This window comes from Herbaspirillum rhizosphaerae, from assembly GCF_001189965.1.
In the GTDB taxonomy this organism is placed as follows: Bacteria; Pseudomonadota; Gammaproteobacteria; order Burkholderiales; family Burkholderiaceae_D; genus Herbaspirillum; species Herbaspirillum rhizosphaerae.
The window spans coordinates 123,698-142,159 of record NZ_LFLU01000009.1; the positions used below are offsets into that span (position 1 = coordinate 123,698).

At 63.5% G+C, this 18,462-nt stretch carries 15 protein-coding genes; 9 read left to right on the top strand and 6 right to left on the bottom strand.

Annotated features, from left to right (window positions below; genetic code table 11):
- The first annotated feature begins 257 nt into the window (after positions 1–257).
- Together AKL25_RS14120 and AKL25_RS14125 are read left to right on the top strand one after the other, a co-directional pair.
- Entirely contained in the window at positions 258–626 is a 369-nt protein-coding gene (locus AKL25_RS14120) for a nuclear transport factor 2 family protein (RefSeq protein WP_240475750.1), read from the top strand.
- A gap of 38 nt (positions 627–664) precedes the next feature.
- Complete coding sequence (locus AKL25_RS14125) at positions 665–2,074, top strand: NAD(P)/FAD-dependent oxidoreductase (RefSeq protein ID WP_050478328.1); 1,410 nt, start codon at positions 665–667, stop codon at positions 2,072–2,074.
- A 12-nt stretch (positions 2,075–2,086) separates the two neighbouring features.
- On the opposite strand, the gene pdxR is transcribed toward AKL25_RS14125, so the two are convergent.
- From pdxR to tauA, 4 genes are all read right to left on the bottom strand, one after another.
- Complete coding sequence (gene pdxR, locus AKL25_RS14130) at positions 2,087–3,613, bottom strand: MocR-like pyridoxine biosynthesis transcription factor PdxR (RefSeq protein WP_083444715.1); 1,527 nt, start codon at positions 3,611–3,613, stop codon at positions 2,087–2,089.
- A gap of 89 nt (positions 3,614–3,702) precedes the next feature.
- A complete protein-coding gene (locus AKL25_RS14135; RefSeq protein ID WP_050478329.1) occupies positions 3,703–4,566 on the bottom strand; it encodes an ABC transporter permease subunit in 864 nt (287 codons plus the stop codon).
- A 56-nt stretch (positions 4,567–4,622) separates the two neighbouring features.
- Entirely contained in the window at positions 4,623–5,408 is a 786-nt protein-coding gene (locus AKL25_RS14140) for a taurine ABC transporter ATP-binding protein (RefSeq protein WP_050478330.1), read from the bottom strand.
- A gap of 31 nt (positions 5,409–5,439) precedes the next feature.
- Positions 5,440–6,486 (bottom strand): taurine ABC transporter substrate-binding protein, encoded by a 1,047-nt coding sequence (gene tauA, locus AKL25_RS14145; protein WP_050478396.1) that lies wholly within the window; start codon positions 6,484–6,486, stop codon positions 5,440–5,442.
- Positions 6,487–6,917: 431 nt separating this feature from the next.
- Here tauA and AKL25_RS14150 point away from each other — a divergent pair, with 431 nt between their 5' ends.
- Positions 6,918–7,697 (top strand): sulfite exporter TauE/SafE family protein, encoded by a 780-nt coding sequence (locus tag AKL25_RS14150; protein WP_050478331.1) that lies wholly within the window; start codon positions 6,918–6,920, stop codon positions 7,695–7,697.
- 93 nt (positions 7,698–7,790) lie between these two features.
- Positions 7,791–8,513, top strand: coding sequence for a hypothetical protein (locus AKL25_RS14155; protein WP_240475745.1), 723 nt, complete (start codon positions 7,791–7,793; stop codon positions 8,511–8,513).
- Positions 8,514–8,541: 28 nt separating this feature from the next.
- On the opposite strand, the gene AKL25_RS14160 is transcribed toward AKL25_RS14155, so the two are convergent.
- Positions 8,542–10,845: an FdhF/YdeP family oxidoreductase gene (locus tag AKL25_RS14160; RefSeq protein ID WP_050478332.1), complete on the bottom strand. Its 2,304-nt coding sequence runs from the start codon at positions 10,843–10,845 to the stop codon at positions 8,542–8,544.
- A 286-nt stretch (positions 10,846–11,131) separates the two neighbouring features.
- Here AKL25_RS14160 and AKL25_RS14165 point away from each other — a divergent pair, with 286 nt between their 5' ends.
- Entirely contained in the window at positions 11,132–12,193 is a 1,062-nt protein-coding gene (locus AKL25_RS14165; protein WP_205627255.1) for an Lnb N-terminal periplasmic domain-containing protein, read from the top strand.
- Positions 12,194–12,196: 3 nt separating this feature from the next.
- Here AKL25_RS14165 and AKL25_RS14170 read toward each other — a convergent pair whose 3' ends face one another.
- Positions 12,197–13,153 (bottom strand): LysR family transcriptional regulator, encoded by a 957-nt coding sequence (locus AKL25_RS14170; protein ID WP_050478333.1) that lies wholly within the window; start codon positions 13,151–13,153, stop codon positions 12,197–12,199.
- A gap of 99 nt (positions 13,154–13,252) precedes the next feature.
- Between AKL25_RS14170 and AKL25_RS14175 the strand changes: the two genes are divergently transcribed.
- From AKL25_RS14175 to AKL25_RS14190, 4 genes are all read left to right on the top strand, one after another.
- The gene (locus AKL25_RS14175) at positions 13,253–14,500 is read left to right on the top strand and encodes an MFS transporter (RefSeq protein ID WP_050478399.1); all 1,248 of its coding nucleotides are present in this window, start codon (positions 13,253–13,255) and stop codon (positions 14,498–14,500) included.
- A gap of 345 nt (positions 14,501–14,845) precedes the next feature.
- Positions 14,846–15,493, top strand: a complete 648-nt coding sequence (ribA, locus tag AKL25_RS14180) for a GTP cyclohydrolase II (protein ID WP_050478334.1) — start codon at positions 14,846–14,848, stop codon at positions 15,491–15,493.
- A gap of 307 nt (positions 15,494–15,800) precedes the next feature.
- Positions 15,801–17,045 carry a GTP-binding protein gene (locus AKL25_RS14185; RefSeq protein ID WP_050478335.1) on the top strand — a complete coding sequence of 415 codons (1,245 nt, stop codon included), beginning with the start codon at positions 15,801–15,803 and terminating at the stop codon, positions 17,043–17,045.
- Positions 17,046–17,164: 119 nt separating this feature from the next.
- Positions 17,165–18,313 (top strand): CobW family GTP-binding protein, encoded by a 1,149-nt coding sequence (locus AKL25_RS14190; RefSeq protein ID WP_050478336.1) that lies wholly within the window; start codon positions 17,165–17,167, stop codon positions 18,311–18,313.
- Positions 18,314–18,462: the final 149 nt, after the last annotated feature.

Genomic DNA, 18,462 nt, shown 5'->3' on the forward strand with positions numbered 1-18,462 from the left:
GTCACACTCACGTCAGCTTTTTGCCAGCATGCCGTCAGCGTTTCATCCTTGCCCCTGCAATTTGCTGGCCTGATCAAAACATGTCCCTGGCTCTATGGATAGGTCCAGCGCTCCTTTAGGCTGTATCCATCGTCCCGACGCACAGTGCGTCCGCTTTGCCAATGCAGTCAGTCCAGGAGCCGTTCATGCAGGATTCATCCTCTTCTTTGTCCGTTTTCCCTTCTTCCGGCGCGGCTGGCGTCGGCGTTGGCCCCGAGATGCTGCAAGCATTTTCGGATGCCTGGAACCGCCATGATTTGCCGGCGCTGATGAGTTTCATGCACGAAGACTGCGTCTTCCTCACCGCCGCCGGGCCGGAAACCTGCGGCACGCGCCATGTCGGCCACGCCGCCGTCGGCAAGGCTTTTGCCGCCGCCTGGGCCAACTTCCCGGACGCGCAATGGCGCAACGGCCGCCACTGGGTCAGCGGCGAACGCGGCGTCTCCGAATGGACCTTTACCGGCACCGCCGCTGACGGCACGCGCTCGGAATCCGACGGCGTCGATCTGTTCACGTTCCGCGACGGCAAGATCCTCGAAAAGAACGTGTTCCGCAAAGACCGTCCGCGTCTGCCGGCCTCCGTCTGATTGATTCTCCTCCTTTCGCCAGGTCCACAGGATCCGCCATGAATAGCCCCTACTCCGCTTTCGCCCAGGTGCCACCGCAACCCTACGACCGGCATTTCGATCCGCTGGTGTCGGCCGGCATCGGCCGCAATAGCGACTATGCGCCGACCTATTGGGTCGCCACCGCCGGCGAGCCGCCGCAGCACGACGGTCCTGTCAGCGGCGACGTCGATGCCGACGTGGTGATCATCGGCTCCGGCTTCACCGGGCTGGCGACGGCCTTGTTCCTGGCGCAGGAGCATGGCATCCGCGCCACCGTGCTGGAAGCCAACCAGGTCGCCTGGGGCTGCACCAGCCGCAACGGCGGCCAGGGGCAAAACGCCAGCGGCCGCCTGTATCGTTCGCAATGGATAGAACGCTGGGGCCTGAAGACGGCCCTGCGCCTGGATGAAGAAATTCGCTACGGCTTCGACACCTTCAAGAATCTGGTGGCGCAGATCGATTGCGATCCGCAGCCGGGCGGGCATCTCTACATTGCACATCGTCCCAAGAAGATGGCTTTCCTGGAGAATGAAGCGCGCGTCATGCGCGAGCAGTTCGGTTACGACACGCGCATCCTCAGCAGCGAGGAAGTGCGGCGCGACTGGTGCGGCGACCAGGAGGCGGCCGGGGCCATGCATGAGGCGGAAGGCATCTGCGTGCATCCGCTCAAGCTGGCTTTCGGCTATCTGAAAAAGGCGCGCGCACTCGGCGCGCGCGTGCATCCGTCGAGTCCCGTCATCGGTTGGGAAACCAAAAACGGCGTGCATCATCTGCGCACGCCCGGCGGCATCGTGCGCGCCCGCGCCGTCGCCATTGCGACCGGCGCCTATGGCATCCCGGGGCTGACGCCGCTGCTGAAAAATCGCCTTTTCCCGGTGCTGTCGAATTCCATCGTCACGCGTCCGCTGACGTCGGAAGAACTCAAGGCCACCAATTTCCTGACGCACCAGGCCATCACCGATACGCGGACCTTGCGCTTCTATTACCGCCTGCTGCCCGATAACCGCGTGCAGATTGGCAGCCGCAGCGCCATCGCCGGCGCAGAAGCTGACAAACAGACCCATTACCGTTTGCTGGTCGAAGGCCTGGCGCGCAAATTCCCGGCGCTGGCCGGTATCCAGATCGATTATTCCTGGTGGGGCTGGGTCGATGTCAGCCACGACATGATGCCGCGCGTGGTGCAGCCGGATCCGCAGCAGCAGGTTTTTTATGCCCTCGGTTACGGTGGCAACGGCGTGTCGTTTTCCGCGCATGCGGGGCGGCGCATGGCCGAACGCGTGGCGGGTGTGCGCGACAGCAGCATGGACTTGCCGATCTACGACAGTCCGCTGCCGTTTCCCGATCAGGGCGAGTGGGCGGCGCCGTTCCGCCGTTTCGGGCAAAGCATGCTGTATCGCTGGTACTGGCTGCGCGACGAAATTCTCTGAATCGCTTTTCGTCTAGGTGCTGACGGCACGCCGGCGCAGCAGCGGCGCCGCCAGCAATGCCAGCTCCCGGATGCCGGCCTCGATGCGGTCGGCCGGGATCGATGAAAAGCCCAGGCGCACGCAATTGAACTGCCCCTGCGGCGAGAGGAAAAACGCCTCGCCCGATTCGATCAGAATCCCATGTTCGGACGCCGCCTGGCGCAGCAGGCGCGTGTCGACCTCTTCCGCAAACGTTCCCCACAGCGCCGAACCGCCGTCCGGCGCGACGAACTGCATCTCCGGCAGATGCCGGCGCACCGCTTCGATCAGAATCGAGGCGCGCCTGGCCAGCTCTTCGCGCATGACGTGCAGGAAACGGTCGTAATGGCCGTGCGAGATGAACAGCGCCGCCGCCAGCTGATTGTTGGTGGCCGGGTGGCGGATCATCAGGCGGCGCAGCACGCGCAGTTGCATGATCACTTCCGCCGGCGCCACGATATAACCGATGCGCAAGCCGGGCGACAAGGTCTTCGACAGGCTGCCGATGTAGATCACGCGCTGGTCGTGATCGATGGCCTTGAGGGCGGGCGAAGGTTTGCCGACGTATTGCATCTCGGCGTCGTAGTCGTCTTCGATCAGGATGCCGTCATGCTCGCGCGCCCAGGCCAGCAAGGCCAGCCGCCGTTCGGTGTTGAGCGTGATGCCGGTCGGGCACTGGTGGCTGGGCGTGCAATACACGGTCTGCGACGACGCCAGCACGGCCGCATCGGGCAGCACGCCGTCGCGGTCCAGGCCCAGCCCTTGCAGCCGGGCGCCGCGCCGCAGGAAGATGTTGCGGGCATCCATGTAGCCGGGATCTTCCACCGCGACGGTGGAGCCGGGCGGCACCAGCAGTTCGCCGACCAGGTACAGCGCCTGTTGCGCGCCCACCGTCAGCAAGACTTCTTCGCGCTTGGCGGCGATGCCGCGTCGCGGCAGCACGCGCCGGATCAGCTGATCGACCAGCGAGGCGTTGTCGTGGTCGATGGCGTCCGGCGCCCAGCCGCGGATGGCGCTGACGTCCAGCGCCTGGCGGCTGCATTCGCGCCAGTCGGCAATCGGAAACAGGCTGGGGTCGAACTGGCCGTAGAGAAAGGGATAGCGATAGCGTTGCCAGTCGCTGGGTTTGTCCAGCCACTTCATCGCGTCCGGCAGGGCGCTCATGCGCGCGCGCCAGTCGACGCGATGGCTGTCGCGCTCCTGCAGGACGGGTTTGGCCGCGCTGGCATCGCGCACCTGGCGCAGGTACTGATCGCTGACGTAGTAGCCGTTGCGCGGACGGTTTTCCAGATAGCCGTCTTCGGCCAGCTTTTCGTAGACCAGCACCACGGTATTGCGCGAGATCGACAGCATGTCGGCCAGCTCGCGGCTGGACGGCAGGCGCATGCCCGCCATCAGCCGGCCGTCCAGCACGGCGTCGACGAAGCACACGCGCAGCTGGCTTTGCAGCGTGCTGCCGCGCCGGTCCGGCTCGGGGAAAATCTGATGCCACATCACCTGATGAGCGTCGCTGATGCGCACATGCTTCTCCAAAGACAAGATGCAGGTGACACCTGCATCTTTCGTGCCAATTGAAACGATAGAAACAATAGTAATGCGCCGGGGAGCGCTTACATCTTGCCCTTCCACGGAATCAGCCGCACTTCCATCTTGCGCATCAGGACGTCGATGCCGTAGGCCAGCAAACCGATCACGACGATGCCCATGATCACGACATCGGTGCGCAGGAAGTTGGACGCATTGAGCACCATCTGGCCGATGCCGGCCGTGGCGGCAACCATCTCGGCGGCCACCAGCGTGGTCCAGCCGAAGCCGATCGCGATGCGCATGCCGGTCAGGATTTCCGGCAGGGCCGCCGGCAAGACCACCAGCCGGATCACCTGCCAGTTGCTGGCGCCCAGCGAGCGCGCGGCGTTGATCTGTTCTACCGCCACCGAGCGCACGCCGGCTTTGGAGGCCATCGCCAGCGGTGCAAAGCAGGCCAGGTAGATCAGCGTGACCTTGGCGCTTTCATCGATGCCGAGCCAGATCACGATCAGAGGCAAATACGCCAGCGGCGGCAGCGGCCGATAGAACTCGATGAGCGGATCGGCGATGCCGCGGGCGATGCGCGAAGTGCCCATGGCGATGCCGACCGGCACTGCAGTCACCACCGCCAGCAGGAATGCCGACATCACGCGCGTGATGCTGATCAGCACATGCTGGGCCAGCGGCGTGTCGCCTTGCGTCTGCCCCTGCAGGGCGCTGACGAAAGCCTTGAAGGTCGACGCCGGCGACGGCAGGAACAGCGGCTTGATCCAATGCATGGTCGTCGCCAGCCACCACAGTCCCAGCAGCACGACGACGGTGACGCTGCTGATGACCCAGGTGCTGCCCTGGCCGAGCGCGCCGTAGCTGCGGGCGCGTTTGCGGCGCGCCGCATTGGACAGCGGCGCAGGCGTGGCCTGCTTGACGGTGGTGGTGTCGACAGGCATGGTCAGCTCCGCGATGGGTGTGCCGATGAGGGACGAGGTTGGAGAAGAGGAAGGCATCAGTGGAATCCTCCCGATGACGTTTCGTGCACCAGCGTCAGCACGCGTTCGCGCGCCGCGATGAAATCGGGGCTGGCCTTGGTGGCGCGGGCGTCGCGGGTTTCCAGATAGCGGCGCGCGAAGGGCAATTCCATCTCGTGCACCACGCGGCCCGGATGCGGCGCCATGATGATCAGCCGGGTGGCGAGGAACAGCGCCTCTTCGACATCGTGGGTGATGAAGAAGAACACGCCCTTGGCCTCGTCCCACAGGTTGAGCAGCAGCTCCTGGATCGACTCGCGGGTGAAGGCGTCGAGCGCGCCCAGCGGTTCGTCCAGCAACATCACCGACGGCGACGACGCAATCGCGCGCGCCACGCCGACGCGCTGCTGCATGCCGCCGGACAATTCGTACACCTGCTTGTAGGCCGACGACAGCAGGCCGACCTTGTTCAGGCATTCGAGTCCGATGCGGCGGCGCTCATGCAGCGGCATCTTGCGCAGGCGCAGACCGAACTCGACGTTTTCCACCACATTCATCCACGGCATCAGCGCATGCTTCTGAAACACCACGCCGCGCTCATACCCCGGCCCTTCGACCGGGGCGCCGTTGAGCAGCACTTCGCCGCGCGTGGCGGGAATGAAGCCGGCGATGGTGTTGAGCAGCGTGGTCTTGCCGCAGCCCGACGCGCCCAGCGCCACCACGAACTCGCCCGCCGCAATCGACAGCGACACATTGTCCAGCGCGAGACTGGGCGGTCCTTTGCGGGCGGCGTACTCGATGGACACATTGTTGATTTCCAGCATGGTCGGTCTCCGTGAATGAAGGTGCCTGGATTTACTTGGCGAGCGCCTTGACGTACTGGTCGGTCACACCCACCGAGTAGTCAGGCAGCGTGCTTTGCAGCGTCTTCTGTTCCTTGAGGAAATCGGCGGTCGCCTGCAGCGATTTCACCGCGCCGGCGTTCTTGCCGCCGGACAGCCACTTCACCGAAGCCTGTTCGGCCGGGGTCGGGAACTGATACAGCGCCAGCGCCGCCGCCACTTCGCCCGGTTCGCCGCCGCTGATGGCCGCTACCGCCTTGCCCTGCGGCGTGCTGCCGGTCCATTGCTCGGGATGGGCGCGATACATGGCATCGTATTTGGCGAGGATCTTGACGAACGTCATCATGAAAGCCTGGTTGCCCTGCGCCCATTCGCTGTTGACCACGAAGCCGTCAAAGGTCGCGATGCCGGTGTCGGCGGCGATCTTGCCGGAGCTGGTGATGGCCTTGCCGCTGGCGGAAATTTTCGCCAGCACCGGATTCCAGACGAAGGCCGCATCGATGTCGCCGCGTTCCCAGGCTGCCGCAATTTCAGGCGGACGCATGTTGAGCACCTTGACGTCGCTCGGCGACAGGCCGGCTTTCTTGATCGCCAGCAGCGCGTGGAAATGGCTGGTCGAGACGAACGGCACGCCCAGGCGCTTGCCCTTGAGCTGCGCCACGCTGGTCACGCCCGAACCGTTGCGCGCAACCATCGCTTCGGCGTCATTGATGTTATCGAGAATCCAGAACAGCTGAATCGGCAAGCCCTGGCTCAGGCCTGCGGCCACCGGGCTGGAACCGGCTTCGCCGATCTGCACATTGCCCGACGCCATGGCGCGGATGACGTCGCCGCCGCCGCCGAATTTGCGATAGCTGACCTTGTAGCCGGTTTCCTTCGCGGCTTCGTCCAGCTGCTGCGCGTAACGCCACGGCACCATCATGTCCTGGAAGGCGATGGTCACTTCCTTGTCGGCGGCAAACGTGCCGCCGGCGGCGCTCAACAGAGCGGCGGACACCAGCAGCCGGCCAGACTTGCGAACCCACTTCTTCAGTTGCACATTGTTGACGCTGGCGATCATGCGATACAACGCGGATGCTTTCATGTGATACCCCTCGATGAGATGTGATGTTGGGAAGAACGCCTCTCATGCTTGTCGATGAAATGCGTTCCAGTTGTCGGCACAGCGCGCCGCAACACATCTACTTTGACGCAGAATCCGGGCCAGACCATGGTGCCACGGCGAGCTTTCGATTGGACCAGCCGCCTGCGGGTGGCCTGCAGCGCCGTTCACATCGGCACAGGTTCGCCTGTGCCGAATCGGAATGCGGCGGACATCGTTCACCTTTGCCGGTCACCCGCAAACTGCACGCCGGGCCTGACGTTGTCTGCTCCCGATCTGTGCATGGCTCGGTATCGCGGCACTATTTTTGTGCGAACAGTTGCACTGCTGTGCTGGACCCATCGATTGCTGCGCTTGGTCTTATGCGCCCGTGTTCATCAATGCAATGATTGCGCCAACTCAATCCGATAGTGGTCCACGCCATGATGCCGTTTTCCATTCTGTTGCCGCTGGCGCTGATCAGCCTGCTCGCCGGCATGGCCAAGGGCGTTACCGGATTCGGTGCGGCGATGGTGATGGCGCCCTTGTTCGGCTTGCTGTTGCCGGCGCCCGAAGCCGGCGCGCTGATCGTGCTGGTGCATTGCGCCACCTGCCTGCAGGGAGTGCGCCGCTGGGGCCCGCTGGTGCAATGGAAATCGGTTGCGCCGCTGGCGCTGGTGGCGCTGATCTGCACCGCGCTGGCGATGCGTTGGATGGAAGCGGCGGGCAACCCGCAACTGCATCGCGTGATCGGTTTCACGGTGCTGGCGATGACGGTTCTGCATCTGCGCGGCTGGCGCTGGCGACATGACGGCGGCATGCCGTCGACGATCGCTGCCGGCGTGGTCAGCGGCGCGATGACCGCGCTCGGCGGCATGGGCGGTCCGCCCGCGGTGTATTACTTCAGCGGCATGGCCGCGGGCGCCGCTGCGCGCGGAGCGGAAACGGTGATCTTGCGCGCCAATCTGCTGGGTTATTTTGCCGTGCTGTTTATCGGCGCGGCCATGCTGCTGGCCGTCAACCGGCAACTGCACGCGCCGTTGCTGGGCTCGACTTGTCTGCTGGTCCCGGCCTTCGCCGGCGGCGTGCTGGTCGGCGAGCGCCTGTACGGTTGCTTGCCCGCCGTCTGGTTCAACCGCATCGTGGCCGGTTTGCTGCTGGCCTCGGGGAGCGTGGCGTTGATCGGGTGACTGCGCCTGATTGTCTCAGCGTCGCTTGTATGGCTCCGGTGTAAGATGGACTTGGTCACGCACTAACCATGTTCTTCAGCACAAGGTGAGTCAATGATGATGAAACAACTATTTCCTGCACTTTTTCTCGCCAGCGCCGCGACTGTTTTGTTGCCCCAGGCCGCTGCGCAAACTGCAGCTGCCGCGGCCACACCGACCGCCGATCCCAGCTGCGACTGCCAGCAACCGGTCGGCGCTTGTTCCGCATCGATTGCTGTCAAGCCGGTGGAAGCCACCACGCTCGGTTCCTACGCGGCAGAACTGAAATTCACTTCCTCCGCGCCGGCCTGTTCCAAGATTAATTACTACGTCGACGGCACGCCGTATTTCAATGTGCTCGTCAGCGGCAACACCGGCACCGACAATCTCTGGGGACCCAAGCAGATCAGCCGCGCCAACATCACCGAGATCAGCTGCCAGGTCTGCAAGCAGGTCTCCATCACGCCGATTCCGCAAGACAAGAAACCGGTCAAGAGCGAACTCAGTCCGGGACTGTTCGACGGGCAATGGGCGGGCGCGGGGAATAATTCCTTCGGGTCGGCGCAGCGCTGGACGCTCAGCTTCGCCACCACGGCAGCGGGACAGGCGGCCATCACCGGCACCATGGAAGGCAACTTCCCGACGGTGCCGATCAGCGCCAGCGGCACGGTCAGCGGTAGCGTGCTGAGCTGGAAGGATCAGCAGACGCTGTGCTCCGCCAGCCTGCTGACGGATGTGTCGCTGGCCTTCGAATGCCATGGGCAGGGATCGGTGCAGATGGTGATGAAGCGTCAGTAGATTCCCGGCACGCCGGGGCCCTCAGCTTTTACAGGCGATGCGGAATCAGCCGCACCGGGATAGATTTCGCCGCCGGCACCTTGCTGCCTTTGGCGTGATGCGACAACGGGATCAGCGGATTCAACTCCGGAAAATATCCCATGATGCACCCGGCCGGAATATCGTAAGTCTGCACCCGGAGGTTCGCCACGCGGCGCGCGATGTCGTCGTGGCAGACCGTTTGCGCCGTGACGAAGGCACCGTCCTGCAGCGCCAGGCGTTCCATGTCGGCCGCATTCATCAGCAGCACGCGGCGCGTACCGTGCACACCGCGGAAGCGGTCGTCGAGGCCATATACCGTGGTGTTGAACTGGCTGTCGCCGCGCGTGGTCATCAGGCGCAGGGTGCCCGGCTCGTCCGGCATGTCGGGATCTTCGTCGAAGCTGTCCGGCGTGATGAAATTGGCCTTGCCGTTGGGCGTGTTCCATTTGCGCTCGCGCGCCGCCAGCGGACGAGCGAAACCGCCCGGCGTCCACATGCGCTCGTTGAAGTCGTGGAAGATGTCCGGATAGGTCTCGGCAATCGCGTTGCGCACGCGCGCGTAGTCGGCGGTCCAGGCGTTCCAGTTGACCTTGGGATTGGGGATCAGGATGCGCTTGGCGACTTCCGCCACGATGGCGACTTCCGACAGCAACTGCGCCGATGCCGGTTTCACCACGCCATGCGAGCCGTGCATGCGGCCGGTGCTGTCTTCCACCGAGACCGCCTGCGTGCCGCCGCTTTGCTGATCGATCTCGATACGCCCCAGGCAGGGCAGCAGGTAGGATCGCTTGCCGTGGATCACCGAACTGCGATTCAGACGCGTCATCACTTGCACGGTCAGCGGAATCTTCCGCCATGCCGGTTCCATGCGGTCGTGGTCGGGAATGGCGCGCACGAAATTCCCGCCTAGCATGAAGAAGGCGGAGATGTTCTTGTTGATGATTTCTTCGCAGGCCTCGACGGTGTTGAGGCCTTTTTTTTCCGGCACGGTGAAGCCGTATTGCTGCTGCAGTTTTCCTTTCGGCACCAGTTCCGGTTTCTCGGTGATGCCGACGGTGCGTTGTCCCTGCACGTTGGAGTGGCCGCGTATCGGGCAGATGCCGGCGCCGGGTTTGCCGATGTTGCCGCGCAGGAGCAGCAGATTGGTCAGCATGTGGATGGTGCGCACCGCTTCGCGATGCTGGGTCACGCCCATGCCGTACATCAGCATGCAGGCGCGCGCGTTGGCGTAGGTCTGTGCAGCTTGTTCCAGCTGCGCGCGCGAGACGCCCGATTGCCGTTCGATCTCGTCCCAATCGGCTTGCCGCGCAGCGTCGGCGAATTCCTCGAAGCCGGCGGTGTGGTCGGCGATGAAGCCGGCATCGAGCAGGCGCGGCTGGCGCGCCGCCAGCGCGGCGTCGTCGTTTTCGATCAGCCATTTGGCCATGCCCATGACCGCCGCCGTATCGCCGCCGATCTTGATCTGCACGTATTGCGTGCTGATCGCGGTGCGTGCCGGCGTCAGCATTTCCAGCGGCGACTGCGGATTGACGAAGCTGACCAGGCCGCGCTCGCGCAGCGGATTGAAGGTGATCACCGGCACGCCGCGCTTGCGTACTTCTTCCAGCGAGTGCAGCATGCGCGGCGCATTGGTGCCGGTGTTGTGGCCGAAGAAGAGGAGGCAGTCGGTCGCGGCAAAGTCATCCAGTCCCACCGTGCCGACCGCCACGCCGATGGTCTTGGGCAGCGCCACCGAGGTCGATTCGTGGCACATGTTGGAACTGTCCGGCAGATTGTTGGTGCCGTACATGCGCGCCATCAGGCCGTACATGTAGGACGTCTCCAGCGAGGCGCGGCCGGAGGTGTAGAACACGACCTTGTCGGGATCGGCGGCGCGCAGTTCCGAGCCGATGTCATTGAAGGCCTGCTCCCATGAGACCGGCAGATACTTGTCGCTCTCGTCGTCGTAGCGCATCGGCGCAGTCAGGCGGCCGGCGGATTCCAGTTCGAAATCGGACCAGCTTTCCAGTTCCGTGACGGTATGCTGCGCAAAAAATTCCGGCGTGGCGCGCTTGTCGGTGATTTCCCAGGCGGTCGCCTTGGCGCCGTTCTCGCAAAACTCGAAGGCATGCGGATCGGCCGGCTTGGCCCAGGAGCAACTGACGCAGGCAAAGCCTTCCGGCTTGTTCTGCTTCATCAGGGCGCGCGTGCCGCTGGCGACCACGTGCTCCTGCATCAGGATGGAGCCGAGCGCGCGCACCGAACCCCAGCCGCCGGCGGCGTTGGTGTAGGCGGTGAAGGTGGCTTGTTCCGGAATGTCCCTGGTCTTCATGGCGCTCTCCTGCAGGCAGATTCGTGCAAGAGCCCATGTTCCGCCTCCCGGGCGGGTTTGACTGTAGGCCGGAAGCGGATTTACATGCGCCGGTTTTCCTACAGCCCTGCCTCAAGGACGGCTTGCAAATACGTCAACGCCGTTTTGCGTGCATCGTCCAATGTCGTGATGAAGCTGAAACGACGCATTGACGTCATTGGCTCCCGGCGTGCGCCGGGGGGGACAGACTGAATGAAGACAAGGAAAATTCCGCTATCCTGTGCGCATCGTCCATCCACTCGCTGCCATGCCGGATTTTCCTTCTTTTCCTTCTCGCCCGCCTGCGGGCCGCCTGCGCAAAGTTCTCTGGCTCGTCCTGTGTCTGCTGCTGACGCTGGCGATTACGATAGCCGGCGTGTGGACTGGCTTCGCGCTGTGGTTTCAGCTGACCGCGCCGATGCAGATCAAGACCGCAGCCATCGTCTTTCTTGCGCTGGCGGTGCTGGCAGCGGTGCGTGCGCTGTGGCGGCGGCGCTGGAAACCGGTGTTGTGGTTTGCGCTGTTTTTCGCCGCCGTGCTGGGCTGGTGGAGCAGCTTCAAACCGTCGCACGACCGGGTCTGGGCCGACGACGTGGCGCGCCTGCTGCATATCGATGTCGACGGCAGCAAAGTGCGCCTGACCAATGTGCGCAACTTCGACTGGCGCAGCGAGACCGACTACACCGTGCGCTGGGAGAACCGCGACTACGATCTCGATCACCTGGTCACGGCCGACCTGGTGCTGTCTTACTGGATGGGGCCGGCGATTGCGCATACGCTGGTGTCGTTCGGCTTCGACGACGGCCGCTACCTGACGTTTTCGGTGGAGATCCGCAAGGAGAAGGGCGAGAGTTTTTCGGCGCTGGGCGGCTTCTTCCGCAAATTCGAAACCGTGCTGGTGGCCTCGGACGAGCGCGACATCGTTCGGGTGCGCAGCAACGTGCGCGGCGAGGACGTGTATTTTTACCGCCTGCAGGTTGCGCCGGCAACGCTGCGCAAGCTGTTCATCGGCTACGCCGGCGAAGCGCGCAAGCTGGAACAGGCGCCGGCCTTCTACAACACGCTCACCAGCAATTGCACCACCATCGTGTTCGACCTGGCGCGCGCCATCAATCCGCAACTGCCGCTGGATTATCGCTTGCTGGCGTCGGGCTATCTGGCGGAATATGCCTACGACGTCGCCGGCCTCGCGCCGGGGTTCGACTACGCCACGCTGCGTGCACGCGGACGCATCACGCAGCGTGCGCTGGCGGCCGGCAACGATCCGCGCTTTTCTGAATTGATCCGGATGGGCATTCCGGGCGTCGCTTCTGCCGGCCCGGCGAAATAATCCTCAGGTCCAGCGCGCAGCGGAACCCACGGCCGCCGGCATCGCCTCGCGCATGGTTTCGATGAAGTAACGCAGCCGCGCCGGATAGAAGCGGGCGTAGGGATAGATGATCGACACCGGCAGCGGCGCGGCTTCCCATTCGGGCAGCAGCGGCACCAGGCGGCCGTTTTCCATGTGTTCGTGCAGCAGCCAGGCGGAGCCGAGGATCAGGCCGACGCCTTCGACCGCCGCATTGGTCAGCGCATACAGGCTGTCGGAACTGAGCCGGGGCTGGAACGCGACCTCGGCGACTTCGCCGGTGACGACGTTCCTGAGCGTGATGTCGCGCCGGTAGAACTGCGGAATCGCCAGCCACGGCATGGAGGTCAGATCGCGCGGGTGCGCCGGCATCGCGTGCTGCGCCAGCAGCGCGGGCGCAATCGCCAGCATGCGCGGCACTTCCGCCAGCCGGATCGCGACCACCGAGGGGTCGGTGACTTCGCCGACCTGGATCGCGCAGTCGATGCCGTGCGCGATGAAATCGGCGATGCGGTCGTACAGCAGCCATTCCACCGTGATGCCGGGATGGCGGCGCATGAACTCGGCCAGCGGCGCAATCAGCTGGCGTTGTCCGAACGCATTGGGCACCACCACGCGCAGCGAGCCGCCGGCTTCGACGCTGGCGCCGCGCAAATCGAACTCGAAAGATTCCCACTCCGCCAGCAGGTTGAGCGCGCGCTCGTAGCAGCGCTCGCCGTCTTCGGTCAGTTTCATGGCGTGGGTGGAACGCTGCAGCAGGCGCAGGCCCATGGAACGCTCCAGCAGTTGCAGCCGGCGGCTGATGGTGGGCTGCGTGGTGCCCAGCTGTTGCGCCGCCGCCGACAGACTGCCGGCCTGCACGATGCGCACGAAGGTCTGGATCAGCTCGATGCGGTCCGAAGCGGTGGGGGCGGGCGGGTTGAAGTTGTCGGGCGGGGTCATACGGCAAGCGTATAACAATTCTGCAAGCCGTGCTACTACCGCGGTGCAGCATCCCGGCGCACACTGCGACCCATCAACAAATCCATAGGGGTGCAGATCATGTCTTCCATTCAACAAACGCATACAGCAGGCGGCAAAAGTCAGGTTGCCGCTGCAGCACCGGCCGGCGCCAACCTGCCGGCATCGCTGATGCTGCTCTTGTCCTCCGGCGCCGGCCTGGCCGTCGCTTCACTGTATTACTCGCAGCCGATGCTCGGCATCCTGGGCGCCGACATCGGCGCGTCCGATCGCGCCGTCGGCATGGTGCCGATGCTGACCCAGCTCGGCTACGCGCTCGGCATCTTGCTGCTGGCGCCGCTGGGCGACCGTTACGATCGCCGGCGCATCATCCTGATCAAGGCCGCCGTCCTGACCGGCGCACTGCTGCTGGCGGGCGCTTCGTCCGGCATCGCCATGCTGCTGGTCGCGAGCCTGGCCATCGGCCTGTCGGCGACGCTGGCGCAAGACATCGTGCCCGCCGCCGCCACGCTGGCTTCCGAAGCGCATCGCGGCAAGGTGGTCGGCACCGTGATGACCGGCTTGCTGCTCGGCATCCTGCTGTCGCGCGTGCTGAGCGGTTTCGTGGCCGAACACTTCGGCTGGCGCGTGATGTTCGTCGCGGCTTCGGTGAGCATCGCGCTGATCGGCGTCGCAGCATGGCGCGGCCTGCCGCGCTTCAAGGCGACTACCCATCTGGCGTATAGCGCGCTGCTGGGCTCGCTGGGCAAGCTGGTGCACAAGCATCCTGCACTGCGCCGCGCGGCCCTGGCCCAGGGTTTGCTGTCGATCGGCTTCAGCGCCTTCTGGTCCACGCTGGCGGTGATGCTGCACGCCGCGCCGTTCCATCTGGGCAGCGCCGCTGCCGGCGCCTTCGGTCTGGCAGGCGCAGCCGGCGCCCTGGCTGCGCCGCTGGCCGGCCGCATCTCGGATAAGAAAGGTCCTGAACTGGTGACCCGCCTGGGTATCGGCCTGGCGATCCTGTCCTTCATTGCGATGGCCTTTGCGCCGGCTTTCTCGACCAGCGGCCAGCTGTGGTTGCTGGCGCTGGCGGCGGTGGGTTTCGACCTTGGCGTGCAGGCGACGCTGGTGGCGCACCAAACCATCGTCTACAGCATCGAACCCGGCGCCCGCAGCCGTCTGAACGCAGTCCTGTTCGTCGGCATGTTCATCGGCATGGCCGCCGGCGCCGCACTGGGCAGCCTGCTGCTGGCGCAATGGGGTTGGATCGGCGTGGTTGCGCTGGCGACTGCGGCTTCGGTGGGCGCGCTGATTGTGCGGATGTGGCCTGGGAAGAATCGCAAGGTCTGAAACTGATGCTGTGGAGAAACAAGGAAGTCGGAACAGCGGATTGCTGTTCCGGCTTTTTTCATTTCCCGAGTACGGCAGTGAATCTCATGAAAACGACAACAATTCTTGCCGGCGCCGGCCTTCGCGCGCAAAAAGCGCCAGGTGGCACTTGAAGAACGCAGAGCCTGCTACCATTTAATTTGCGTATACAAACACGCACCGGGCGACGCTGACAGGGGAGCGGGTCCGTCACATTGAGCAACAGCAAGCTCAGCTCGCCTGAAAGAATTCGGGCCGCGAGGTAAGATATGCGGCTGCGCTCCGTTAATCCGTTAGCGGAGCCTCAGGTACTCATATAGGTTCATCATGTCGTCAACAACAAATATCGAAACAGACGTCGTCATTCCCGAAGAAAATCTGGAATTTGTCAGCTCCTGCGCATTGCCGATGCCGTGGGCAACTTTTCAACTGCATGCTTTCGTCGACCATGTTTCCGGTAAGGAACATCTGGCGCTGGTGCTGGGCGACGTCGCCAACGGCGAACCGGTCCTGGCGCGCGTGCACTCCGAATGCCTGACCGGCGACGCCTTGTTCAGCCAGCGCTGCGATTGCGGCGCGCAACTGGAAGCCGCACTGAAACGCATCGCCAAGGAAAAGCGCGGCGTGATCTTTTATCTGCGCCAGGAAGGCCGCGGCATCGGCCTGCTCAACAAGATCCGCGCCTATCATCTGCAAGACGGCGGCGCCGACACGGTGGAAGCCAACCTGCAACTGGGCTTCCCGGCCGACATGCGCCGCTACACCATGGTGGTGCCGATGATCGATCACCTCGGCATCAAGGGTTTGCGCCTGATGACCAACAACCCGCGCAAGGTCAACGCCCTGCAGGAAAACGGCATCGAGATCCTGGAACGCGTGCCGCTGGTGGAAAACCGCAATCCTTTCAATATCCGCTATCTGCGCACCAAGGCGACCAAGCTGGGCCATCTGCTGCCATCGCACGACAACGACTGACCGATCGTCGTATCGCTGTCGCATGCCGCCGCGACGTTCCCTGTCGCGGCGCTTCCTTCCTCTCTCCCTTCCTCCGTTTCCCCCCCCTTCTGTGCACTGCGCATTGTGCTGAGCCATCCTGCAAAAGTCGGTTTGAAATCTCTATTTGCAACTGTGTTGCAAATGAGGGTTGACTGCGTTATGATGCCTTCAACTTAAATATGCAACTTAGTTGCATCTAACTGCACTTAGTTGAATATTGTTGCAACGACATGGCGGACTCATGTCCGCCATCCACGCGAGCCCGTTCATATCAGGAGAACAACGCATGCCAGCCAAAGATCAACGCCTGCCGGTAACGGTGCTGTCCGGTTTTCTCGGCGCCGGAAAAACCACCTTGCTCAACCATATCCTGTCCAATCGCGAGGGATTGCGCGTGGCGGTTATCGTCAACGACATGAGCGAAGTCAACATCGACGCCTCCCTGGTCGAGAAATCGGCCGCCAACAACGGCGCGGCGCTATCGCGCACCGAAGAAAAAATGGTCGAGATGAGCAACGGCTGCATCTGCTGCACGCTGCGCGAAGATTTGCTGATGGAAGTACGCAAGCTCGCCGCCGAAGGGCGCTTTGACTATCTGCTCATCGAATCCACGGGGATCGGCGAACCGATGCCGGTGGCGGCCACGTTCGATTTCACCGACGAGAAGGGCGATTCGCTCAACGATGTCGCGCGCATCGACACCATGGTGACGGTGGTCGACGCGGTCAATCTGTTGCGCGACTTCAGCAGCGAAGATCTGCTCGAACAGCGCGGGGCGGTCGCCGGAGAAGGCGACAACCGCACGCTGGCCGGACTGCTGACCGAACAGATCGAATTTGCCGACGTGGTCGTGATCAGCAAGGTCGATATGGTGTCTGCGGTGCAACTGCAGGCGGTGGTGGGCGTGGTCAAGGCGCTCAATCCTGGCGCCGCGATCGTGCACGCCGAGCGCGGCCGCGTGCCGTTGACTACCGTGCTTGGGACCGGCAAATTCGATCTGGAAAAAGCCGGCGGCATGGCCGGCTGGGCCAAAGAGCTTGCCGGTGAGCATCATCCCGAGACGGAAGCATACGGTATCGGCAGTTTCGTCCTGCGCAGCCGCGAACCGCTGCATCCGCAACGCTTCGCCGCGTTTCTGGAAAAGCCCCTGACCGGCCTGATCCGCGCCAAGGGATATGTCTGGCTGGCCAGCCGTCCCGAATGGGCCTTATCGTATTCGCGCGCGGGCAACACCGCCACGCTGGAACCCGTAGGCCAATGGTGGGCGGCCGCGCAGGATCGCATGCCCCCGCGCGGATCGCCGCAGCGCGCGGCCATCGACGCCAACTGGGAAGAACCCTACGGCGATCGCATCTGCGAGGTGGTTTTCATCGGTCAGGATATGGACCGCGCGCTGATCGAGCGCGAATTCAAATCGGCGCAACTGAACTTCACCGAAACGCGCAAGGGCATCCATCACTGGCGTGCGTTTCCCGATCCGTTCCCGGACTGGACGCGCATCGAAGAGGACGAGGCCGCCGTCGCCGGCTGACCAGGAGCGGCCTTCACCGGTGAGCAGGTGCGCAAGCGCAGAGTCATGTAGCATAGCGGATTGACCATCATTCATCCGGCAGGCGGCCGACATTGCCGGCCCGCCTGCCTCTTTGCTCCATGACACAAGACGCTACGCCACTGATCCCCATTTCCCTGCTGACCGGATTCCTCGGGAGCGGCAAAACCACCTTGCTCAACTATCTGGTGGCGCAGCCCGAGCTGAAGGACACGCTGGTCATCATCAACGAATTCGGCGAGATCGGTCTCGATCATCTGCTGGTGGCGCACAGCCAGGACGAGGTGGTGGTGGAGATGAGCAGCGGCTGCCTGTGCTGCACCATCCGCGGCGATCTGAAGAAGACGCTGAAAGACATCACCTGGCGTTTCGCCGAAGGCGGCAAACGCAAATTCAACCGCGTCATCATCGAGACCACCGGACTGGCGTCGCCGATTCCGATCCTGCACACGCTGATGACCGACAACTTCATTGCGTCCAAATACCGGCTCGACGGCGTCATCGTCACCATCGACGCGGTCAACGGCAAACAGACGCTGGACAACCATATTGAAGCAGTGCAACAGGCCGCCGTCGCCGATCGTCTGCTGCTGACCAAGAGCGACCTGGCCGATGCCGCAACCTTGCAAGACCTGCAGGCGAGGCTGGCGCAGATGAATCCGGGTGCGCAACAAATCCTGTCGCAACAAGGGCAGGTTGCGCCGCAGAAATTGCTGGATGCGGGCTTGTTCAAGACTGCGGAAAAAACGCCCGACGTCGAGCGCTGGCTGAACGAAGAATCCTATGCGCAACCCGCGCACGATCATCACGGACACGGTCATCATCATGGCCACGACCACGACCACGACCACGAGCACAAGCATGAAGACGTCAACCGCCACGACGATCACATCCGCGCCTTCTGCTTCAGCTTCGACCATCCGATCGAGCCGCATCTGTTCGATGAATGGCTGAGCCTGCTGGTCGGTTTCAAGGGCCAGAACATCCTGCGCATCAAGGGCATCGTCAATCTTGCCGGCGAGGAAAAGCCGACCGTGATCCACGGCGTGCAGCATATCTTCCATCCGACCGTGACCCTGCCGGCCTGGCCGTCGGAAGATCGCCGCACGCGCATCGTGTTCATCACCAAGGACATCGAACGCGCGACCATCGAGCGTTCGTTCACCGCCTTCATGCAGACGCAGGCGATCGAAAAAGAGCAAAAGGAACAGCGCGCGCAGGGCGGCGGCAAGCAATCCGGGGCGTGGTAAAAATGCCGCAATTGTGACGGCGCGCCATCGGGAAATATTTCCGTGAAGCTACAACAACGCGCCACACTTTGAGGCGCGTTTTGCCTTCCGATACGCCCTGTTATGGTGAGGTTCTGCGCACAGCAAGAGTTTCCCTTGTAGGACAGCTG

Excerpts from the sequence above, each read along its gene's own strand:
- AKL25_RS14155 (WP_240475745.1), top strand. The coding sequence starts at position 7,791 with ATGATGATGAAACAACTATTTCCTGCACTTTTTCTCGCCAGCGCCGCG.
- AKL25_RS14140 (WP_050478330.1), bottom strand. The coding sequence starts at position 5,408 with ATGCTGGAAATCAACAATGTGTCCATCGAGTACGCCGCCCGCAAAGGA.
- AKL25_RS14135 (WP_050478329.1), bottom strand. The coding sequence starts at position 4,566 with ATGCCTGTCGACACCACCACCGTCAAGCAGGCCACGCCTGCGCCGCTG.
- AKL25_RS14160 (WP_050478332.1), bottom strand. The coding sequence starts at position 10,845 with ATGAAGACCAGGGACATTCCGGAACAAGCCACCTTCACCGCCTACACC.
- AKL25_RS14165 (WP_205627255.1), top strand. The coding sequence starts at position 11,132 with ATGCCGGATTTTCCTTCTTTTCCTTCTCGCCCGCCTGCGGGCCGCCTG.
- AKL25_RS14125 (WP_050478328.1), top strand. The coding sequence starts at position 665 with ATGAATAGCCCCTACTCCGCTTTCGCCCAGGTGCCACCGCAACCCTAC.
- AKL25_RS14120 (WP_240475750.1), top strand. The coding sequence starts at position 258 with ATGCTGCAAGCATTTTCGGATGCCTGGAACCGCCATGATTTGCCGGCG.
- AKL25_RS14170 (WP_050478333.1), bottom strand. The coding sequence starts at position 13,153 with ATGACCCCGCCCGACAACTTCAACCCGCCCGCCCCCACCGCTTCGGAC.
- tauA (WP_050478396.1), bottom strand. The coding sequence starts at position 6,486 with ATGATCGCCAGCGTCAACAATGTGCAACTGAAGAAGTGGGTTCGCAAG.
- ribA (WP_050478334.1), top strand. The coding sequence starts at position 14,846 with ATGTCGTCAACAACAAATATCGAAACAGACGTCGTCATTCCCGAAGAA.
- AKL25_RS14185 (WP_050478335.1), top strand. The coding sequence starts at position 15,801 with ATGCCAGCCAAAGATCAACGCCTGCCGGTAACGGTGCTGTCCGGTTTT.
- AKL25_RS14175 (WP_050478399.1), top strand. The coding sequence starts at position 13,253 with ATGTCTTCCATTCAACAAACGCATACAGCAGGCGGCAAAAGTCAGGTT.
- AKL25_RS14190 (WP_050478336.1), top strand. The coding sequence starts at position 17,165 with ATGACACAAGACGCTACGCCACTGATCCCCATTTCCCTGCTGACCGGA.